The organism is Mesorhizobium sangaii (assembly GCF_014207355.1).
Taxonomy (GTDB): domain Bacteria; phylum Pseudomonadota; class Alphaproteobacteria; order Rhizobiales; family Rhizobiaceae; genus Mesorhizobium; species Mesorhizobium sangaii.
The window spans coordinates 192459-210693 of the sequence record NZ_JACHEF010000004.1 but is presented as its reverse complement, the minus strand read 5'-3'; the positions used below and the strand labels follow the sequence as shown (position 1 = coordinate 210693).

Below are 18235 nucleotides of genomic sequence, written 5' to 3'. Positions count from 1 at the left end.
TATCTGCTGATCCAGTCTGTCGGGTCTTTCCGCTCCGGCGCGCTTCTCGCGCGACTGTCAGTACATCCGTGACTTGCCGCGCGCCCCGGGCTCTCGCCCGGCGCGCGCCATTCGCAAAATCAGGCTGCCTTGCTCAGAGATCCAGCGGACGACTTGCCAGTGCGGCGGTCCTGCTCGATCTCGAAGTTGATCTTCTGGCCTTCGACCAGGGTCGACAGTCCAGCACGCTCGACAGCGGAGATGTGGACGAATACGTCCGCGCCGCCCGCGTCAGGCTGGATGAAGCCGAAGCCCTTGGTGGCGTTGAACCACTTGACCGTTCCAGTTGCCATTTAGATAATCCTTCACATTTGCTTTAGATTGACCGGACCGAAGTCCAGCCGGTGTGCATCGAGATTTTGGAGATAGACGTCAGCAAACGCGATTATCGCGAGGCCCGGATCGATCGGCCGAAATATCAATGGAACGCATATAGGCTGCTTTCGCACGAAAAACAAGACTGCGTGAGAAGGCCGTGATCAGGATCCGCCGCATGGCGGCCCCAATCGCGTGAGAGCGTCGCAACAGGATTACGCCCCGGCGGTGTTCAATCCGGGAGGAGCTTGGGGGGAGAGAACCATGAAAACAATTCTGCTTGCCGCCTGCCTGACGCTGGTGGCCGCCGAGGCGCAGGCGATCTCGCGCTATGACCCGACGCGCATGAGCTGCGGACGTGTGCAGTCGACGATCGCGCGCCACGGAGCCGTTATCCTGCGTTACCAGTCAACGCGGGTGCCGGGCCTGCCGCTCTATGACCGCTATGTGCAAAGCGAGCAGTTCTGCACCATGGGCGAAGTGAGGACACGCGCCTACGTGCCGAGCGCCGACACGAAGTCCTGTCCGGTCTATACCTGCAAGCGGCCGGACTATGATCGGCATTTCCGCCGGCGCTTCTTCCACAATGACTAGGCGCCTCGTTGGCGCATGTCTTGTCGCGTCTTGGGCACACCTCGTTCAGAACCCGAAGGAAACCTGCGCCGGTGGCGGCGGGCCGACGCGCACGCCTTCCATGGCCAGCATCTTTTCCTTGGTGTTCGAGCCGCCGGGTGCGGAGAAGCCGCCTATCTTGCCGCCGGCGGCAAGGATGCGATGACAGGGAATGACCAGCGGCACCGGATTGGCGCCAAGGGCAGCACCGGTTTCACGCGGCAGACCGCCATGGCCGGCACGTTTGGCCAGTTCTCCGTAGGTGGTGGTTTCGCCGTAGCCGAGCTTTCGCGCCGCGTCGTAGATGGCAAGGCGGAAGTCGTCGATGCCGTCGAGATCGACCGGGACGCCGGTGAAGTCGACATCCTCACCGGCCGCATAGGCCTTGATCGACGCGATCAGGTCGACGACCCATGGCGGCTGGGCGGTGGAGGCTGAAACGCCGGCATGGCGCATCAGCCGCCGCTCCACCGCCTCGCGGCTGCGTTCGGGCAGGCAGAGCCGGATCAGGCCCTTTTCGCTCCAGGCGATGCCCATGAAGCCGATCACTGTTTCTAACACTGCGTGGCCGGCTGTGATCGAAGGCGTCGTTTCCATGATGCGTTCCTTTCCGCAAAGTGGCGAAATCCGGCATTCGTCCCGGTACATATCCAGAACAATATGGCATCCCGACCGGAGTCTCGCCACCCGAAAACCACCTGAGGGCCCCGATTGCCGGTCGTGAATCGCTGGTGTAAGGAATTTCTTAATAACCCGACAAATCGGACCCGAGCGCGGCTTGCCAGCAAAACACACTCTTATCGCGATCGGCGTGATCCTGGCTGCCGCCGGCATGAGCGGCTGCACGTCGACCTCGCAGATGAAGCCCGCGCCTGCTCTGACCGAAACCGCGACTGCCGCCGGCGCCGACGCCGGCTTCACGATACCGCTGCCGGACACGGTTTCGGTGCTGCCGCAATCCTCGGGCATCGCGCCCGTTCAGACGGCTGAACTGACGCCCGGCCCGGCCACGCCGGCACCCGATGCAGCCGTCCAGCCGGCTGCCGCGACCGCCGCCTTTGCCGGATCGACCCCGGCAGCGCCAGCAGTACCCGCCGTCATGACCGCCAATGCCTGGCAAGCGCCGCCGCCGACGACTGCAGGTGAGACCGTCAAGACGGCCGAGACTTACACGACCGCCGGGCTCGTCATGCCGGCGACCGCCAAGGGCGACCGGAAAGTCGTGCCAGGCGTCCAGCAGGTCGCCTATATGGTGCCGCAGAATCCGGCTGCCCTCGTCCAGTTCCCGATGGCACCCGTGGAGGAAGAGCACGCTCCGGGCGTGCGCGGCGACGTCGAGCGACTTATCGAGAAATACGCCGCTCTCTACCAGGTGCCGGTCGATCTGGTGCGCCATGTCGTCAACCGCGAGAGTACGTTCAACCCGAAAGCCTACAACAATGGCCATTGGGGGCTGATGCAGATCAAGCACGCGACGGCGCGCGGCATGGGCTATGACGGACCGGCCAAGGGCCTGTTCGACGCCGAGACCAATTTGAAATACGCGGTTAAATATCTGCGTGGCGCCTGGCTGGTGTCCGGCGGCAACGCCAAGCGGGCCGACTGGCTCTACCAGACCGGCTACTATTTCGACGCCAAGCGCAAGGGCCTGCTCGAGGCGACCGGGCTTGGCCGCGACCGCCAGCGCAGCCGCCTGCAGCCCGACGCCTGAGCGCGATGCCTGAACCGCGGCCGCCGGCGTTGAACGATATCCGGCTGCGCAAGATCCTCGACGACACGCTGGTTCCCGCGCACTGGCCGGAGGGCTTTGTCATGCGCTGCTTCGAACCCGGCGATGCGCCGGCCCTGCATGCGCTGTTGACCGAAGTGTTCGACGACGGTGCCGATGGCCCGTTCGACGAGTGGTGGCCGCGCATATCGGACGATCCCGAATTCGACCCGGCGCTGTGTTTCCTGGTCATCGATGCCAAGGGTCGGCTGGCGGCGGCCGCCCTGTGCTGGAAATCGGCCTTCGTCAAGGACTTGGCCGTCCATCCCGAGGCGCGCGGCAAGGGCATTGCCGAAGCGCTGATGTGGCACGCCTTCGCCACCTTTCGCGCACGCGGCGCTGACCGTGTCGACCTGAAGACGAACACCGAAGAGAACGCCGCCGCGGTGCGGCTCTACGATCGGCTCGGCATGTTCGAGGTCGATTGGTACAGCTGAGCAGGGCGCTCAGATATCCGGCGCATTGCCGATCTTGCGCTTGAGGTCCAGCGCCCAGGCACGGCCCTCGTCGCCGCCCCACAGCAGCCAGGCGATGTAGCCGGCCGACGGGTTTTGCTCGTTGCCGTAGGTCCTGCCGCGCTTGTCGACCTCGTGGCGGGCGAAATAGCTGACCATGCGGCGGATGGTGGAGGGCGCGAGCTTTTCCCGGTTCTTCAGTTCGGTGGCGCGAGCCACGCCGATCTCGGTGCCGCCACGGCCGAATTCTGCGCGCAGCCTGAGGCCCTTGGCGGCATTGTCGGCCACCGCTTGCGGGCAGCGCAGGTCGATCTCCTCGCCATCGCTGTCGTGCATTTTGTCCCCCCAGATCCGTCGGCTTATCCTGTGGGGAGAATGCTGGGAAGACAACGAGGTTCCACCACGAGGAATCGTCCGCGCTCTGCGCAAAAATGTCGGCGCCGATCGCCGCCAAACGTCCTTGGGTCGCAGAGCAAACCGCGCCGGGACGCCGGCGCCGCGACCGAAGGAGCCGATCATGATCACCTTTCCCAACGAATCCGCCAAATACCGCACCGCCCGCGAAAAACTGCTGCAGAAGGAAATCGGGCTGCGCCGCGCCATGGAAGAGGTTGCGGTTGCGCGCCGCGCCTTGCCGCCTGGTGGGCTGGTGCCGCAGGATTATGTGTTCGATGCGCTCGGACCGGACGGCAAGCCCGCGAAGGTAAAATTGTCGGAGCTGTTCGCACCTGATAAGAATTCGCTCGTCCTCTACAACATGATGTTTCCCCGCCACCCGCAGGAGAAGCGGGAGGTGGCGACGAGCGGCGGCACGGCGAAGCTCGCTCGACCGGACCAGCCATGCCCGTCCTGCACGGCGCTGCTCGACCAATTCGACGGCGCGGTCGGCCATCTCGAAGCCGCAGGCTTCAATTTCGCCGTGGTGGCGAAAACCGCGCTCGAAAACCTGGTCACGCTCGGCCGCGACCGCGGCTGGCGCAACATGCGGCTGGTGTCTTCGGCCAACAACGGCTTCAAGCGCGACTACAATGCCGAGACGGCCGACGGTGCACAGTCGCCGCTGCTGTCGGTGTTCCACCGCGACGCCGACGGCATCCGCCATTTCTGGAGTTCCGAACTGGATTTCGCGCCAACGGACCCAGGCCAGGATCCGCGTGGCCTCGGCACCTGCGAGACACTGTGGAACCTGATGGATTTCACACCCGAGGGCCGGCCGAACTGGCACGAGCAGCTGCAATATGGCGAGGCTTGTTGTCACTAAGAGGCAGGGGCTCGCTCTGTACGGCGGGCAATCGCTTCAGGCTGGTTCGCACCTTCCGGACGCTGGCTCCGCCCCTCACCTGCCTGCCGGCATCCTCTCCCCGTAGAACGGGGAGAGGGGAGCTGTAATCGACGCTTTCGCCAATCACCAGCGCTGCTGGAAGAGAGCCGACGTCGCGGCCGGCTTCTTTCTCCCCGTTCCACGGGGAAAAATGCCCGGCAGGGCAATGAGGGGCAGCGCCGACGTTGACAAGGCCGTCTGTGTGGCAAGCGGTTCTTGTCTACAATGTCGGCACAACCCGAGGAAGCACCCATGCCCAAGATCGACCTGTCAGCCGTGCCCGTCCGCAAAGGCTCCGGCTACCCTGCGCCGTTCGATCAACCCTGCGCCGGTCGCACGCGGCGGCGGCTGGGCGATGCGGGTGGGCTCACCGATTTCGGCGTCAATCTGATGACCTTGCCGCCCGGAGGCTGGTCGAGCCAGCGCCACTGGCACAGCCATGAGGACGAGTTCGTCACCGTGCTCGAAGGCGAACTGACGCTGGTCGAGGACGGCGGCGAAACGCTGCTCAGGGCAGGCGACTGCGCGACCTTCGCCAAGAACAGCGGCAACGGCCATCACCTGATCAACCGGTCGTCCACGACGGCGCTCTATCTGGAGGTCGGCTCGCGCAACCCGGACGATGTTATCACATGTTCCGACATCGACATGATGAGCCCGAGCTCCGACGGCCGTTTCCTGCACAAGGATGGCACGCCGTATCCGGGGCAGGATTAGCTCTGGCCCATGCATCCGCGCTGGCGTTCACCGGGCGGCGCGATAAGCTCCCGGCAACCCCAGGGAGGATTGCCGTGAAGAAAGAAATCATCGAAGTGCCGGTGCTGTCGGCGGCCGTGCGTGCCTTAGGCGTGCCGCTGTCGCTGGTGACCAAAGCCGCCGGGCTGGTCTTCGTGTCCGGCACGCCGCCGCTCGATATCTTGACCGGCAGACTGGTCAAGGGCGACATCGAAGCGCAGACCGAAGCATCGCTGAAGGCGTTGAAGCATTGCCTGGAAGCGGCCGGCACCTCGCTGGACAACGTGGTGATGGTGCGTATCTACGCCGTCAATTCCGGCTTCTACAACGCCATCAACCGCGTCTATGCCAGGCATTTTCCCGAGAACGCGCCGTCGCGGACCTTCGTGCCGGTGGCGTCATGGCCGATGGAGTTCGATATCGAAATCGAATGTGTGGCGGTGGGTTGAACAGAGCGGCTCTGGACCATGGCTCGGCGCTGGCGTTCGGCCGGTGGCGCGATAAGCTCCCTGCAACCACAGGGTTGTCGCAAAGAGCCCCCTCATCCGACCGCTTCGCGGCCACCTTCTCCCCGTCGGGGAGAAGAGGTTTCGTGCTGACGCTGACAGGCTCCTCTCCCCTCGGGGAGAGGTCAGCCGAGCGTAGCGGAGGCTGGGTGAGGGGGCCTTTGCGCCAACCCGGCTTAAACAAACAAAGGGAGTATCACCGTGAAGAAAGAAGTCATCGAAGTGCCTGTCATGTCGGCCAAGGTGCGGGCGCTTGGCCTGCCCTGTTCGACGGCGGTGAAGGCCAACGGCTTCGTGTTCATCTCGGCGACGCCGCCGGTGGACATGGTGACCGGCGAGATGGTGCGCGGCGACATCGAAACGCAGACCGAGGCGTCGCTGAAGGCGCTGAAACATTGCCTGGAGGCAGCGGGCACTTCGCTGGACAACGTGGTGATGGTGCGCATCTACGCCGTCAATTCCGGCTTCTACAACGCCATCAACCGGGTCTATGCAAAGTACTTCAGCGTCAACCCGCCGGCGCGCAGCTTCGTGCCGGTCGCGTCATGGCCAATGGAGTTCGATATCGAGATCGAGTGTGTGGCGGTGGCGTGAGGGTGAGAAACGGTCCGCACAGCGGTCGAAACCCAATTGCTTGGCTTTTCGAACTTCGAACGTGCTGAGCCTGCGAAGGGCCAGCAATCCCTAACATAAGTTTTCACTTGTCTTTCAAGTAAACTCGTCCTCAATTCATATTGGGGGCAGGGAGGGCGAGTCATTGAACAAATTGCCGAAGAAATTCATCGAACGCGTTGCGTCGAATCTCAAGAAATATCAGCGGATCACGCTGGCTCAGCAAAAATCCGATGTCGCGGAAGCCGACACGGTTACCTTGATCAAGGACATCTTGGCCGAGGTTTTCGGCTACGACAAATATGACGAATTGACCTCAGAGCACCAGATCAAGGCAACATACTGCGACCTTGCGATCAAGATCGCAGGAAAACTGCGATTGCTTGTCGAGGTAAAATCAGCTGGCAGCAGCCTAGCCGATAATCACTTGAGACAAGTGATTGACTATGGGGCTCATCAAGGCATTCACTGGGTGATCCTGACCAATGCCGTCGAATGGCGGCTGGTCCGTATTTATGTGGCAAATCAGATCAGCCACGAAGAAGTCTGTCGCATCGTCCTTGCCGATATGAATCCCAAGAATGAGGATCATCTGCAGTGCCTCTTCCTGTTCGCCAAGGAAGGGCTAACGACCGATGCAATGGATGCCTTTCACCAGCAAGCCCAGCTGTTCAACAAGTTTACTGTATCGGCGATCATCCGGTCAGAACCTGTGATTTCGGTCGTGCGCCGCGAAATCCGGAGGCTCTTTCCAGACATCAAAGTTGGCAACGAGAACCTGTCGCTGTTGGTCGAGAATGAAGTGATCAAGCGAGATACGATCGAAGGTGATAAGGCGAAGGAAGCTGTCGCCAGAATTCGAAAGGCTATCAATAAGTTGGAAAGAACAAAGGCCAAGGCTGCGAAGGTTGGGCTCCCTGAGATTGCGAGCTAACGTCACTTTGGCAATTTTGGGTTTAAGACGGTGAAAATCCTATCTTGCACGCGTCAAGGGCTGACGATGCTTGAGGAGCCGGAGAGATGAGCACGAGCCCGCTACGTGTGGCGGTCATCGGCGGCGGCATCGGCGGCGCCGCCGCTGCCGCCGCCCTGCTTCAACGAGGCATGGACGTCCGCCTCTACGAACAGGCGACGGCCCTGGCCGAGGTCGGCGCCGGCGTCGCGATCCAACCGAACGGTGTCCGGATGCTTCGGCGGCTCGGCCTTGGTGACGAGCTGATCCGTTCGGGGGCCAGATGGATCGAGCCACAGTTTCGTCGCGCCGATGGCTCCTATGCCGCCGCGATGTGGCCCCCCGAACTTGCCAGCCAAATCGAGTTCTACGGCATGCACCGCGCCGATTTGCTGGCAATGTTCGTCGACCGGCTACCGGCCAACACAGTGAAGGCCGGCCACAGATGTATCGGCTTCGAACAGGACGATGAGCAGGCCGTCATCACTTTCGCCAATGGTTTGCGCACCACGGCCGACGTCGTGATCGCGGCTGACGGCATCCATTCTACCCTTCAGCAGTTCGTCATCGCCCCGTCCGCCCCGGTCTATTCGGGATCGATCGCCTATCGAGGGGTGATCCCGGCGGCTGATGTCTCGTGGCCGCCAGGAGCGATGCGCAACTGGCTCGGTGCAGGCAAGCATTTTCTGGTCTTTCCGGTGCGCGCCGGCCTGCTCATCAACTACGTGGGCTTTGTGACAACCGATGAGCCGATGAAGGAGTCATGGTCGGCGCGGGGCGATCCCCATGCCCTTGCTCGAGAGTTCGCCGGCTGGGCCCCAATGGTCGAGACGATCATTGCCCAACTGAACACAACGTTTCGGTGGGGCCTGTTCGATCGTGAACCACTCGCAACCTGGACTCGCGGACGCCTGACCTTGTTGGGAGACGCCGCCCATCCGATGCTGCCGCATTTGGGACAAGGAGCCAATCAGGCCATCGAAGACGCGGTTGCCTTGGCGACCGTGCTGAATCACGCAGACCGCAAGTCAGCCCCACGGGCACTGCTGATTTACGAGCGGCTGCGGCGCGAGCGGACGGCCGGCGTCCAGCGCATGGCGCGCGTGAGTGGTGCTCGCTATGACGCCAGCGGCAATTTGCATGCCCGCGACCGCAAGCTTGATGCTCAGCCGCAGGAACGTGCCTGGGTCTGGAATTACGACGCCGATGCCGAAGCGGAGACAGCCGCCGCTTCGCTTTAGGCAAAATACTCCTGCAGCGGCCGAACCTCGAGGCTCCCGGCCTTCAGCGCTGCAATCGCCTCGGCCACCGCAGCGGCACCCGACAGCGTCGTGTAGTACGGCACTTTCTGCATCAGCGTCGCGCGCCGCAGCGATTTGGAGTCCGACACCGCCTTCTGGCCGTCCGTCGTGTTGAAGACGATCTGCACCTGGCGGTTGCGGATGGCGTCCTCGATGTGGGGGCGGCCTTCCAGCACCTTGTTTATTTTCTCGGCGACGACGCCGTTTTCGGCGAGGAAGCGGGCCGTGCCTGAGGTTGCCATCACCTTGAAGCCGAGGCCGGCGAGGCGCTTCACCGCCGACAATATGCCTTTCTTGTCCTCGTCGCGAACCGAGACGAACAGCGTGCCGGAGCGCGGCAGGTCGACGCCGGCGCCCAGCTGGCTCTTGGCGAAGGCGAGCGCAAAATCGCGGTCGAGGCCCATGACCTCGCCGGTCGAGCGCATTTCCGGGCCGAGCAATATGTCGACGCCGGGGAAGCGGGCGAAGGGGAACACCGCTTCCTTGACCGCGATGTGGCCGGGGTTCCTGGGGTCGGGCATGGCGCCGTAATGGGCGAAGGCGTCTTCCAGCGTCTCGCCGGCCATGATGCGGGCGGCGATCTTGGCAATGGGACGTCCGATGGTCTTGGCGACGAAGGGCACGGTGCGCGACGCCCGCGGGTTGACCTCCAGCACATAGACCGTGCCGTCCTTGATCGCATACTGCACGTTCATCAGGCCGCCGACATTGAGCGCGCGGGCGAGTGCCGCCGTCTGGCGCTCCAGCTCATCCACCAGCTCCGAAGGCAGCGAATGCACCGGCAGCGAGCAGGCACTGTCGCCCGAATGGATGCCGGCCTCCTCGATGTGCTCCAATATGCCGGAGACGAAGGTGGCCTTGCCGTCGCAGAGGCAGTCAACATCGACTTCGATGGCGCCGGAGAGATAGGTGTCGAACAGCAGCGGGTTCTTGCCCAAGAGGGTGTTGATCTGGCCGGTCTTGTCGTTGGGGTATTTCTGCTTGATGTCCTCCGGCACCAGGCCAGGCACGGTGTCGAGCAGGTAGGATTGCAGCATGCCCTCGTCATGGATGATCTGCATGGCGCGGCCGCCGAGCACATAGGAGGGGCGAACCACCAGCGGGAAGCCGAGCTCGCCGGCGACCAGGCGCGCCTGCTCGACCGAATAGGCGATGCCGTTCTTCGGCTGGGTCAGGCCGAGCTTGTGCAGCAGCTTCTGGAAGCGGTCGCGGTCTTCGGCGAGGTCGATCATGTCGGGCGAGGTGCCGAGGATCGGGATGCCGGCCTTTTCCAATGCGTCGGCGAGCTTCAGCGGCGTCTGGCCGCCGAACTGGACGATGACGCCGACCAGTTCGCCTGACGCCTGTTCGGCACGCAGAATCTCCAGCACGTCCTCCGCCGTCAGCGGCTCGAAATAGAGCCGGTCCGAGGTGTCGTAGTCGGTCGACACGGTCTCCGGGTTGCAATTGATCATGATCGCCTCATAGCCGGCGTCCCGCAGCGCGAAGGCGGCGTGGCAGCAGCAATAGTCGAACTCGATGCCCTGGCCGATGCGGTTCGGGCCGCCGCCGAGAATGACGACCTTCTTGCGCGACGAGACCTGCGCCTCGTTGGCGAGCGCGCCGGCGAACGGCACTTCATAGGTCGAGTACATGTAGGCGGTGGGCGAGGCGAACTCGGCCGCGCAGGTGTCGATGCGTTTATAGACCGGATGAACGTCGAGCTTTTCGCGAGCCTTCTGGATCGTCTCGATGTCGGCCCTGGTCAGTGACGCCAGGCGGGCGTCGGAAAAACCCATCGCCTTCAGCATGCGCAGATTGACGGCGTCGCCGGGGATGCCGTGCTCGCGGATGCGGGCTTCCATGGCGACGATGCCGGCGATCTGCTCGAGGAACCACGGGTCGATCTTGCACATGGCGTGCACGTCTTCCAGCGAGGTGCCCATGCGGATCGCCTGCGCCACCATGCGCAGCCGGTCGGGCGTCGGCGTGCCGAGTGCGGCGCGAATGGCGTTGCGGTCGTCGGCATGGTTGGCGATCGCGGTCCCGTGGCCGAGGCCGGGGATCTCGATCTCGTCGAGGCCGGTGAGGCCGGTTTCGAGACCACGCAGCGCCTTCTGCAGCGATTCCTGGAAGGTGCGGCCGATGGCCATGACTTCGCCGACCGACTTCATGGCGGTGGTCAGCACCGGCTCGGCGCCGGGGAATTTCTCGAAGGCAAAGCGCGGGATCTTGGTCACGACGTAATCGATCGACGGCTCGAACGAGGCCGGCGTGGCGCCGCCGGTGATGTCGTTCTCCAGCTCGTCCAGAGTGTAGCCGACGGCGAGCTTGGCCGCGATCTTGGCGATCGGGAAGCCGGTCGCCTTGGAGGCGAGGGCGGACGAGCGCGAGACGCGCGGGTTCATCTCGATGACGACCAGGCGGCCATCGGCCGGGTTGACGGCGAACTGCACGTTGGAGCCGCCGGTCTCGACGCCGATCTCGCGCAGCACCGCGATCGAGGCGTTGCGCATCATCTGGTATTCTTTGTCGGTCAAGGTGAGGGCAGGGGCGACCGTGATCGAATCGCCGGTATGCACGCCCATCGGGTCGATGTTCTCGATCGAGCAGACAATGATGCAATTGTCCGCCTTGTCGCGGACGACCTCCATCTCATACTCCTTCCAGCCGAGCACGCTCTCCTCGATCAGCACTTCGGTGGTCGGCGAGGCGTCGAGGCCGGACTGGACGATCTCGTAGAATTCGGCGCGGTTGTAGGCGATGCCGCCGCCGGTGCCGCCCATGGTGAAGGACGGGCGGATGATAGCAGGCAGGCCGACATGGTCGAGCGCTTGTGCTGCGATCGCCATGCCGTGGCTGATGTAGCGCTGCTTGCGGTCGCCTTCGCCGAGGTTCCAGCGGGTTTCCAGCGCATCGAGCGCGGCGTCGAGATCGGCCGGGGCCTCGGCCTTGACGGCGGCGCGCTCGGCCTCATGCGTCTTGCGGTCGGTGTTCTTGACGTCGGTGGCGTTGGCCAGCATCGACTTCGGCGTTTCCAGCCCGATCTTCTTCATCGCCTCGCGAAACAGCGCCCGGTCCTCGGCCTTGTCGATTGCCGTGGCATCGGCGCCGATCATCTCGACATTGTAGCGGTCGAGCACGCCCATGCGGCGCAGCGACAAAGCGGTGTTGAGCGCGGTCTGGCCGCCCATGGTCGGCAGCAGCGCGTCGGGCCGCTCCTTGGCGATGATCTTGGCCACGACTTCCGGGGTGATCGGCTCGATATAGGTGGCGTCGGCCAGTTCCGGGTCGGTCATGATGGTGGCCGGATTGGAATTGACCAGGATGACGCGGAAGCCCTCTTCCTTCAGCGCCTTGCAGGCCTGGGTGCCGGAATAATCGAACTCGCAGGCCTGGCCGATGACGATGGGGCCGGCCCCGATGATCAGGATCGACTTGATGTCAGTGCGTCTTGGCATGGGCGATAAGTTCCGTTCGGCGGGCGGCTTGCACAAAAAACCGGGACGGGAAGACCCGGCCGGTTGTGCTCGCGATTCTGGTATCAGGCTAGGAGGGCCTTATAGGGAAGAGTTTTGGCGGATGTAACCCCGAAAATGAGGGGAGTAGGGCAGTAGGGCAGTAGGGCAGTAGGGCAGTAGGGCAGTAGGGCAGTAGGGCAGTAGGGCAGTAGGGCAGTAGGGCAGTAGGTAGAGTTTCGAGCGCGCTGCAAACATACTGCCTTACTGCCCTACTCCCTTATTCCCCTGGGAACCTAATTCCCCAGCGCCAGCCGATCCGTGATCTCGAAGCGTTCGGAGACGCCGATGCGGATCATGTTCAGGCTGCCTTCGCGAGTGAAACGGAAGTCGGTCTGCCCATCCGAGCCGGCCGGTTTGCCGGCGACGAAGGAGATGACGCGCGTGCCGCCATCGGGCCAGGTCACGGTGACGTCGGCCTTGTCCGTGCCGGCTCGCACGACGCTGATGGCACAACGCGTCATCGGCTCGCCGACATAGCGGGCACAGGGAATTTCTTTGGTGGCATGGTCAGATGGGGTGGCATGGTCGGATGGCGGTTCCAGCCGCGCGACGGCTTGCGAGTCAGGCGGCGGGGCAAAGGATGCCCGGGGCGCGGCTGGCGGCTCTCCAATCTCGCCGGTCGTCGGGTTTTCCTGCACCGCGAAGGCCAGGCCGTAGGCATCCCGCATGGCCGTTTGGCCGATTTCGACGGCTGATTTCTGGGTGCTTTCGGCGCCAGCCTCCGGATCCGCGCCACCCAGGCGCGTCGCCAGGTCGGGCGGCGGCTGTGGTTTGTCCGGCGCCGATGCCTGATCGGCCTCATTGCCAGTGGAGGCGACCATAGGCGCGTCGGCCGGTTTTGCCTGGCCTTCGACATAGGGGGCCGGATTGAGGGGCGTGAGGTAGCGTGCCGGCGCCCATCCGCTCAGCTTGTCCTTGCCGGTGCTCTCGATCTTGCACCATTTGTGGCCGTTGACATCGTTGCAACCGAGATTGGTGACGCTGGCGCCGCCAACCAGGCGCGCTTCGACCTTGGCGATCGGCGATGCGGTGGTGCGGACGTTGAGAAGATCGTCCGGCGCCAGGCCGATGACGATGGAGATGACGAGATCCGGCGATTCTTCGGCCATGGCCGGCCATGCCGCCATCAGAAGCGGAGCGGCAATCAGCGCATGCAGGGTTGTTCGGAGCGTAACTGTGCGCCTCATCGTTTGGCCGTGCGCTGATACTCAAAGACGCGACGCACGCTGCGGGTGGACCCGCTGCATGCCCGGCCGGTTTTATAAGGGACGACGCGACGCCATGTAAGTGCGAAAATTCGACCTTGGCGGCAAGAACGCAGGTGCGTTCAGCTTGGCATAAACGCAAGGGCGTTTAGCCGGGCGGCATAAACGCATTTGCGTTTAGCCGGGCATGAGCAAGCTCAGCCTGGCATGAACCCTGTCCTGAGCGCGTGGGCCCATTCCGGGCGTCCTGCCTGTTCGGCCTGCCGGGCCGCCGCCTCGTGGTCGTAGTCGACGGCGATGGCCTCGAAGCGATCGGGCTGGCCGGCGTTGCCCAAGGTGACGATGCCGTAGCGCGCATGCGGCGAGCCCTGCTCCGAGACATGCGCCGGCGGGGTCGCATCGTCATAGGCGGGGCAGCCGATGCTGCCGGGATTGAAGATGACCGGACCACCGGGAATGCGGATCAGCTCCGGGCGATGGCTGTGGCCGCACAGCGCGATGCGGCAGGCGGGGTCGAGCGTCTTCAGCCGGCGCCGGATCGCCGACAGCGGCGCGCGCACCAACTGACCATCGGTGATCGCATCGAGCAGATATTTCTCGTCATGGTCGGGGCGGGCGTGGAAGGCGATGATGCCGGGCGCGATCTCCAGCGTCAGCGGCTGCGCGAACAGGGCCTCGCGCTGCTCCTGCGTCAGCCGCTCCTGCGCATAGGCGTCGGAAGGCCACATCTCGTCGCTGGCCGGATCGGCGGCGACGCGGCGGTCGTGGTTGCCGCGCACCGTCGGCAGGTTGAGCGCCTCCAGCCGCGCAAACGTCTCGCGCGGCCACAACGGGCCGGAAACGCTGTCGCCGAGATTGACGGTCAGGTCGGCGCTGCCGCGCTGCTTCAAATCGTCAAGCACGGCGTCCAGCGCCAGCAAATTGCCATGGATATCGGCGAGGACGGCGATGCGCATTTTGGGTGGCTCCGGGGGTGAAGCATCATTTCTCAAGCGGGAACGAGGAACAGCCTCAGGCCGGCATTTCAAGGTCGTGGCCGCCGACCGCCGGCAGCGCGGGATCGTCTCCAGCGGCGGCGATGACGCTGTCGAGCAGGCCGGGGAAGCGGGCGTCGAGGTCGGCGCGGCGCAGCGTGATCATCCGGTTGGTGCCGACCACTTCGGCGCGGGTGACGCCGGCCTCGCGCAGTTTGGCGAGGTGGTAGCTCAGATTGGTCTTGGAGCCGAGATCGAGGAACTGGCTGCAGTTCAGCGCCACGCCTTCCTTGCTGGCGAGATAGCGCACGATGGCGAGCCGCGTCGGGTCACCGAGCACGCCGAGCACGATCGGCAGGCTGATCTGGTCGGTATTGGGGTGTGGCAAGGTCATGGCTGGAAACTAAGCACAGTTCGGGCCGATTTCAACGCATCCATCCTGCCCTGCGCGTGCACAGTGTTTCTCCCGTTGCGATCCGTGCTGACCGACTGTGCTGACACAGGGCTGTCAGGAGGGTGATGCTATTTTTCCCTAGCTTCATTGACATCATGCCCTGTTATGTCCAATTGTTCAATAACTTTTGAACTAAGGACACGCCCCATGGACAAGCGCCTCTTCTGGCTTGCGCTCGGATCGTTCACTATCTCGACCGAAGGCTTCGTCATCTCCAGCCTTCTGCCCGACATCGCGGCAGACGCGGGCATCTCCATTCCGTTGGCCGGCACGCTGATCACCGCCTTCGCTCTGGCCTACGCGGTCGGCACGCCGATCCTGGCGACGCTGACCGGCGAATGGGACCGGCGCCGCGTCATCCTGTGGACCCTGGTGTTCTTCGTCATCGGCAATATTGCCGCCGCGTTGAGCTCCTCCTTCGAACTTCTGCTGATCGCGCGCATCGTCATGGCGCTGTCGTCGGGCCTGTTCGCAGCGACCGCACAAGGCACGGCGGTGGCGCTGGTCGATGACCATCATCGAGCCCGCGCCATTGCCGTCGTTGTCGGCGGCACCACGGTGGCCGTCGCCGTCGGCGCGCCGCTTGGCGCGCTGGTCGCTGCCTTCGCCGGCTGGCGCGGCACGTTCTACGCCATTGCCGGGCTCGGCGCGCTTGCCGGCGCGATCCTGTGGTACCGGCTGCCGCGTGGCATCGTCGGCACCAGGCTGCCCCTGAAGCGCAGGCTGGCAGCGGCCCTGCGTCCCGGCGTCATGCCGATCCTCCTGACGACGCTTCTGGCACTGACCGGCGCCTTCACCGTCTTTGCCTATGTCGCGCCGCTCGCCATCGAGGGCGGCGGGCTCAGCCAGATCGCGCTGCCCGGCATGCTGCTCGCCTTCGGTGTCGGCGCCGTCATCGGCAACATTGCCGGCGGCCAGGCGGCCGACCGTTTCGGCGCGACGCGCACCGTCGGCTGGTCGCTGACGCTGAGTGCGGCCATGCTGGTCATGCTGTCGGTCATCCCGACCTTCCTGCCGCCCCATATTGCCGGGCCGGCGTTGATGGCGATGATGGTGCCGTGGGGCATCGTCGGCTGGGCGTTCCCGCCGGCGCAGGCCAGCCGCATCATCAAGCTGGCGCCCGACGCCGCGCCGATCGTGCTGTCGCTCAACGGCTCGGCGCTCTATCTCGGCGTGGCGCTGGGCGCCGTGGTCGGTGGTGGCGTGCTGCGCTACGGCGCGCCGGCCGATCTCGGCCTGGTCGCCGCGGCCTTCCCGATCATCGGGCTGGGCATCGTGCTGGCCGGGCGCTGGGCGGCGCGGCCGGTCGCCGTGCCGGCTGAATAGTCTTTCAGAAGCCCGTCGGCTGCCCTAGCTGGCCGGCGGCAAGTCGAAATCCAGCGCGGCGATGTCATCCAGCGCCGCGCGTAGTTTTGCAGCCTGATCCTTGCCGACCACGTCCTCGAAACGCTGCTGGGCGACGTGCCACAGCTTCATCGCCTCATCGAGCTTGACCAGACCCTGCGGCGTCAGCCGCACGCGCTTGATGCGGCGGTCGTCCGGATCGGCGAAAGTCTCGACATAGCCGTCGCGGATCAGCGGTTTCAGCGTGTGGCCAAGCGCCGACAGGTCCATGATCAGGGACGCGGCAATGGCGCCCATCGCCGGCTCGTTGCCGATATGGATCTGATACAGCAGGCCCTGCTGCGTGGCCTTGAGGCCCGAAGGCGCTAGCACGTCATCATAGAACTGGCCGAGCTTGCGCGCCGCGCGACGCAGCATGGCGTTGTTGCAGAGGATCAGGCCGGGCAACGTGTCTTTTGACATTTTTTCTCTCGGCTCTTTCTCTCGGCGATGGCTGCAGCACGCCCGACCGCTGCCCCTTAAATAATCCCCGCTCCGATCATTGACAAGATAGTGGCATATGCCTATTTCCTCAATAGTGGTATATGCCACTAAATGAAATCAGATGGCTTTGGCGGCAGAGCGGGGGCTGTTGCCCACGGTGCCGGCAGCCGAAGTCGAAGCGAAGCAATCAGTCGAAGAAGGAACAGGACAATGAGTGGACAGAGCAACAAGGGCACGGCGGTGGTCACCGGAGCTTCGGCGGGCATCGGCGCGGTCTATGCGGACAGGCTGGCAGGGCAGGGCTATGACCTGCTGCTGGTGGCGCGGCGCGCCGACCGGCTAGAGGAATTGGCGGAGAAGCTGCGCTATGCCTACGGCCGCAAGGTCAGCGTGATCAGCGCCGATCTCGCCGACGACAATGACGTGCGCCGCGTCGAGCAGGCGATCGCCGCCGACGACAGCGTGACGGTGCTGGTCAACAATGCCGGCATTGGCGGCCAGCAGGTGGTGGCGACAGCTGACGCCGACGCGGCCGAGCGCATGATCAAGGTCAATGTCATTGCCTTGACCCGCCTGACCCGTGCCGTGCTCCCAGGTCTGGTGGCGCGCAACCGTGGTGCCATCGTCAACATCGCCTCTGTGCTTGCCTTCGACACCTCGTTCGGCGGCATCTACAGCGGCACCAAGGCCTATGTCGTCAATTTCACCGAAGCGCTGCAGCGCGAAGTTGCGGGTACGCAGGTGAAGGTGCAGGTCGTGCTGCCAGGCGCGACCCGGACCGATTTCTGGGAAATTGCCGGCAGCGATATCGATAGCCTTCCGAAGGAGATCGTCATGACGGCGGACGATCTGGTCGATGCCGCACTTGTTGGCCTGGCCAAGGGCGAAACGGTTACCGTGCCGGGGCTTGCCGACGCCTCCAAGCTCGACACTTTCCTCGGCGCGCGGCAAGCCTTCTACGGCAGCCTGCATGCCGACAAGCCGGCGGCACGCTACGCGGCTTGAGCCGTGCGTGGCGGTTGGCGTTCAGGCCGACCGCCACATTGGAATGATCGAGGCCGCAAGCACCAGCGCCAGCACAATGTTGAGCGCCCGCCATTGCCACTCGGTTTTCAGCAGCCGGGCAAGCAGCATGCCGGCCACGCACCACAGCGACAGCGAGGCAGCGGCCGCCAGGCCGAAGGTCGCGCCGAGCAGCAGCGCAAGCTGCAGCGGGCCGCTGGCCAAAGCAGCGAACGAGGCTGCCGCGCCCAGCCCCATCGCCCAGCCCTTAGGGTTCATCCATTGAATGCCGGCGCCGCCGAGAAAGCTGTTCGGACCGGCCATGGTCACGTCCAGGTTGGGCGGTCCACTGCGGCCGATCTTGATCGCCAGCCAGACGAGATAGAGCGAGCCGACGACCTTCATCGCCAATTGCAGTGACGGCACCGCAAGCAGCAGGCCGGCGAGCCCGGCAGCGGCCGCTCCCGTCACCGTGGCGAGGCCGGCGGCGCTTCCGACCAGCAAGGGAACGGAACGGCGAAAACCGAACTGCGCACCGGACGCCGTCGACAGGGTCGTGGCGATGCCGGGCGTGGTGGTGGCAACGATCGCAAACAGGATGAGGGGGATGATCGGCTCGAGCATGCGGCTTCCTTTGAAGCGCGTCGACGCGTTTCA

Annotated in this window: 20 protein-coding genes; 11 read left to right on the top strand and 9 right to left on the bottom strand. The window is 64.3% G+C overall.

All coding sequences use genetic code 11. The features are described from left to right. Nucleotides 1–119: 119 nt before the first annotated feature. Nucleotides 120–332: a cold-shock protein gene (locus tag HNQ71_RS21130; protein WP_010910991.1), complete on the bottom strand. Its 213-nt coding sequence runs from the start codon at nt 330–332 to the stop codon at nt 120–122. Nucleotides 333–618: 286 nt separating this feature from the next. Here HNQ71_RS21130 and HNQ71_RS21125 point away from each other — a divergent pair, with 286 nt between their 5' ends. Next, entirely contained in the window at nt 619–948 is a 330-nt protein-coding gene (locus tag HNQ71_RS21125) for a hypothetical protein (protein WP_184874585.1), read from the top strand. A 45-nt stretch (nt 949–993) separates the two neighbouring features. Here the strand turns inward: HNQ71_RS21125 and HNQ71_RS21120 are convergent, their stop codons facing one another. Next, a complete protein-coding gene (locus tag HNQ71_RS21120; RefSeq protein ID WP_184874584.1) occupies nt 994–1563 on the bottom strand; it encodes a methylated-DNA--[protein]-cysteine S-methyltransferase in 570 nt (189 codons plus the stop codon). Nucleotides 1564–1744: 181 nt separating this feature from the next. Here HNQ71_RS21120 and HNQ71_RS21115 point away from each other — a divergent pair, with 181 nt between their 5' ends. Together HNQ71_RS21115 and HNQ71_RS21110 are read left to right on the top strand one after the other, a co-directional pair. Then, nucleotides 1745–2677, top strand: coding sequence for a lytic transglycosylase domain-containing protein (locus tag HNQ71_RS21115; protein ID WP_184874583.1), 933 nt, complete (start codon nt 1745–1747; stop codon nt 2675–2677). A 5-nt stretch (nt 2678–2682) separates the two neighbouring features. Beyond that, a complete protein-coding gene (locus HNQ71_RS21110) occupies nt 2683–3171 on the top strand; it encodes a GNAT family N-acetyltransferase (protein WP_184874582.1) in 489 nt (162 codons plus the stop codon). A gap of 9 nt (nt 3172–3180) precedes the next feature. Here HNQ71_RS21110 and HNQ71_RS21105 read toward each other — a convergent pair whose 3' ends face one another. Further along, a complete protein-coding gene (locus HNQ71_RS21105) occupies nt 3181–3525 on the bottom strand; it encodes a hypothetical protein (RefSeq protein ID WP_184874581.1) in 345 nt (114 codons plus the stop codon). 181 nt (nt 3526–3706) lie between these two features. Between HNQ71_RS21105 and HNQ71_RS21100 the strand changes: the two genes are divergently transcribed. The 6 genes from HNQ71_RS21100 (at nt 3707) to HNQ71_RS21075 (ending at nt 8556) form a co-directional block, all read left to right on the top strand. After that, a complete protein-coding gene (locus tag HNQ71_RS21100; RefSeq protein WP_184874580.1) occupies nt 3707–4450 on the top strand; it encodes a DUF899 family protein in 744 nt (247 codons plus the stop codon). Between the two features lie 312 nt (nt 4451–4762). Continuing rightward, nucleotides 4763–5227, top strand: a complete 465-nt coding sequence (locus HNQ71_RS21095) for a cupin domain-containing protein (RefSeq protein ID WP_184874579.1) — start codon at nt 4763–4765, stop codon at nt 5225–5227. Between the two features lie 74 nt (nt 5228–5301). Then, complete coding sequence (locus HNQ71_RS21090; RefSeq protein ID WP_184874578.1) at nt 5302–5694, top strand: Rid family hydrolase; 393 nt, start codon at nt 5302–5304, stop codon at nt 5692–5694. A 258-nt stretch (nt 5695–5952) separates the two neighbouring features. Next, on the top strand, nt 5953–6345 hold the full coding sequence (locus HNQ71_RS21085) for a RidA family protein (protein WP_056595378.1): 393 nt from the start codon (nt 5953–5955) through the stop codon (nt 6343–6345). A gap of 163 nt (nt 6346–6508) precedes the next feature. Then, nucleotides 6509–7297, top strand: a complete 789-nt coding sequence (locus HNQ71_RS21080) for a type I restriction enzyme HsdR N-terminal domain-containing protein (RefSeq protein ID WP_184874577.1) — start codon at nt 6509–6511, stop codon at nt 7295–7297. 107 nt (nt 7298–7404) lie between these two features. Continuing rightward, nucleotides 7405–8556 (top strand): FAD-dependent monooxygenase, encoded by a 1152-nt coding sequence (locus tag HNQ71_RS21075; protein WP_343068205.1) that lies wholly within the window; start codon nt 7405–7407, stop codon nt 8554–8556. Here the strand turns inward: HNQ71_RS21075 and carB are convergent. The 4 genes from carB to HNQ71_RS21055 form a co-directional block, all read right to left on the bottom strand. Further along, nucleotides 8553–12056, bottom strand: a complete 3504-nt coding sequence (gene carB / locus HNQ71_RS21070) for a carbamoyl-phosphate synthase large subunit (RefSeq protein WP_184874575.1) — start codon at nt 12054–12056, stop codon at nt 8553–8555. The two genes, HNQ71_RS21075 and carB, sit on opposite strands and share 4 nt — an antisense overlap. Before the next feature lie 293 nt (nt 12057–12349). Next, nucleotides 12350–13225, bottom strand: a complete 876-nt coding sequence (locus HNQ71_RS21065; protein ID WP_343068204.1) for an SH3 domain-containing protein — start codon at nt 13223–13225, stop codon at nt 12350–12352. Between the two features lie 293 nt (nt 13226–13518). Then, a complete protein-coding gene (locus HNQ71_RS21060; protein WP_184874573.1) occupies nt 13519–14277 on the bottom strand; it encodes a metallophosphoesterase family protein in 759 nt (252 codons plus the stop codon). 55 nt (nt 14278–14332) lie between these two features. Then, on the bottom strand, nt 14333–14689 hold the full coding sequence (locus HNQ71_RS21055; protein ID WP_184874572.1) for an ArsR/SmtB family transcription factor: 357 nt from the start codon (nt 14687–14689) through the stop codon (nt 14333–14335). A 207-nt stretch (nt 14690–14896) separates the two neighbouring features. On the opposite strand from HNQ71_RS21055, the gene HNQ71_RS21050 reads away from it, so the two are divergent. Then, complete coding sequence (locus HNQ71_RS21050) at nt 14897–16075, top strand: MFS transporter (RefSeq protein ID WP_184874571.1); 1179 nt, start codon at nt 14897–14899, stop codon at nt 16073–16075. Between the two features lie 24 nt (nt 16076–16099). Here HNQ71_RS21050 and HNQ71_RS21045 read toward each other — a convergent pair whose 3' ends face one another. Continuing rightward, complete coding sequence (locus HNQ71_RS21045; RefSeq protein WP_184874570.1) at nt 16100–16555, bottom strand: MarR family winged helix-turn-helix transcriptional regulator; 456 nt, start codon at nt 16553–16555, stop codon at nt 16100–16102. A 231-nt stretch (nt 16556–16786) separates the two neighbouring features. Here HNQ71_RS21045 and HNQ71_RS21040 point away from each other — a divergent pair, with 231 nt between their 5' ends. Beyond that, complete coding sequence (locus tag HNQ71_RS21040; protein WP_184874569.1) at nt 16787–17581, top strand: SDR family NAD(P)-dependent oxidoreductase; 795 nt, start codon at nt 16787–16789, stop codon at nt 17579–17581. A gap of 21 nt (nt 17582–17602) precedes the next feature. On the opposite strand, the gene HNQ71_RS21035 is transcribed toward HNQ71_RS21040, so the two are convergent. After that, complete coding sequence (locus tag HNQ71_RS21035) at nt 17603–18202, bottom strand: LysE family translocator (protein WP_184874568.1); 600 nt, start codon at nt 18200–18202, stop codon at nt 17603–17605. Nucleotides 18203–18235: the final 33 nt, after the last annotated feature.

What these genes read in the sequence shown, in the direction of transcription:
- HNQ71_RS21065 (WP_343068204.1), bottom strand. Translation starts at nt 13,225, where the DNA reads ATGGCCGAAGAATCGCCGGATCTCGTCATCTCCATCGTCATCGGCCTG.
- HNQ71_RS21110 (WP_184874582.1), top strand. Translation starts at nt 2,683, where the DNA reads ATGCCTGAACCGCGGCCGCCGGCGTTGAACGATATCCGGCTGCGCAAG.
- HNQ71_RS21100 (WP_184874580.1), top strand. Translation starts at nt 3,707, where the DNA reads ATGATCACCTTTCCCAACGAATCCGCCAAATACCGCACCGCCCGCGAA.
- HNQ71_RS21105 (WP_184874581.1), bottom strand. Translation starts at nt 3,525, where the DNA reads ATGCACGACAGCGATGGCGAGGAGATCGACCTGCGCTGCCCGCAAGCG.
- HNQ71_RS21060 (WP_184874573.1), bottom strand. Translation starts at nt 14,277, where the DNA reads ATGCGCATCGCCGTCCTCGCCGATATCCATGGCAATTTGCTGGCGCTG.
- HNQ71_RS21095 (WP_184874579.1), top strand. Translation starts at nt 4,763, where the DNA reads ATGCCCAAGATCGACCTGTCAGCCGTGCCCGTCCGCAAAGGCTCCGGC.
- HNQ71_RS21120 (WP_184874584.1), bottom strand. Translation starts at nt 1,563, where the DNA reads ATGGAAACGACGCCTTCGATCACAGCCGGCCACGCAGTGTTAGAAACA.
- HNQ71_RS21130 (WP_010910991.1), bottom strand. Translation starts at nt 332, where the DNA reads ATGGCAACTGGAACGGTCAAGTGGTTCAACGCCACCAAGGGCTTCGGC.
- HNQ71_RS21035 (WP_184874568.1), bottom strand. Translation starts at nt 18,202, where the DNA reads ATGCTCGAGCCGATCATCCCCCTCATCCTGTTTGCGATCGTTGCCACC.
- HNQ71_RS21050 (WP_184874571.1), top strand. Translation starts at nt 14,897, where the DNA reads ATGGACAAGCGCCTCTTCTGGCTTGCGCTCGGATCGTTCACTATCTCG.
- carB (WP_184874575.1), bottom strand. Translation starts at nt 12,056, where the DNA reads ATGCCAAGACGCACTGACATCAAGTCGATCCTGATCATCGGGGCCGGC.
- HNQ71_RS21040 (WP_184874569.1), top strand. Translation starts at nt 16,787, where the DNA reads ATGAGTGGACAGAGCAACAAGGGCACGGCGGTGGTCACCGGAGCTTCG.
- HNQ71_RS21045 (WP_184874570.1), bottom strand. Translation starts at nt 16,555, where the DNA reads ATGTCAAAAGACACGTTGCCCGGCCTGATCCTCTGCAACAACGCCATG.
- HNQ71_RS21055 (WP_184874572.1), bottom strand. Translation starts at nt 14,689, where the DNA reads ATGACCTTGCCACACCCCAATACCGACCAGATCAGCCTGCCGATCGTG.
- HNQ71_RS21125 (WP_184874585.1), top strand. Translation starts at nt 619, where the DNA reads ATGAAAACAATTCTGCTTGCCGCCTGCCTGACGCTGGTGGCCGCCGAG.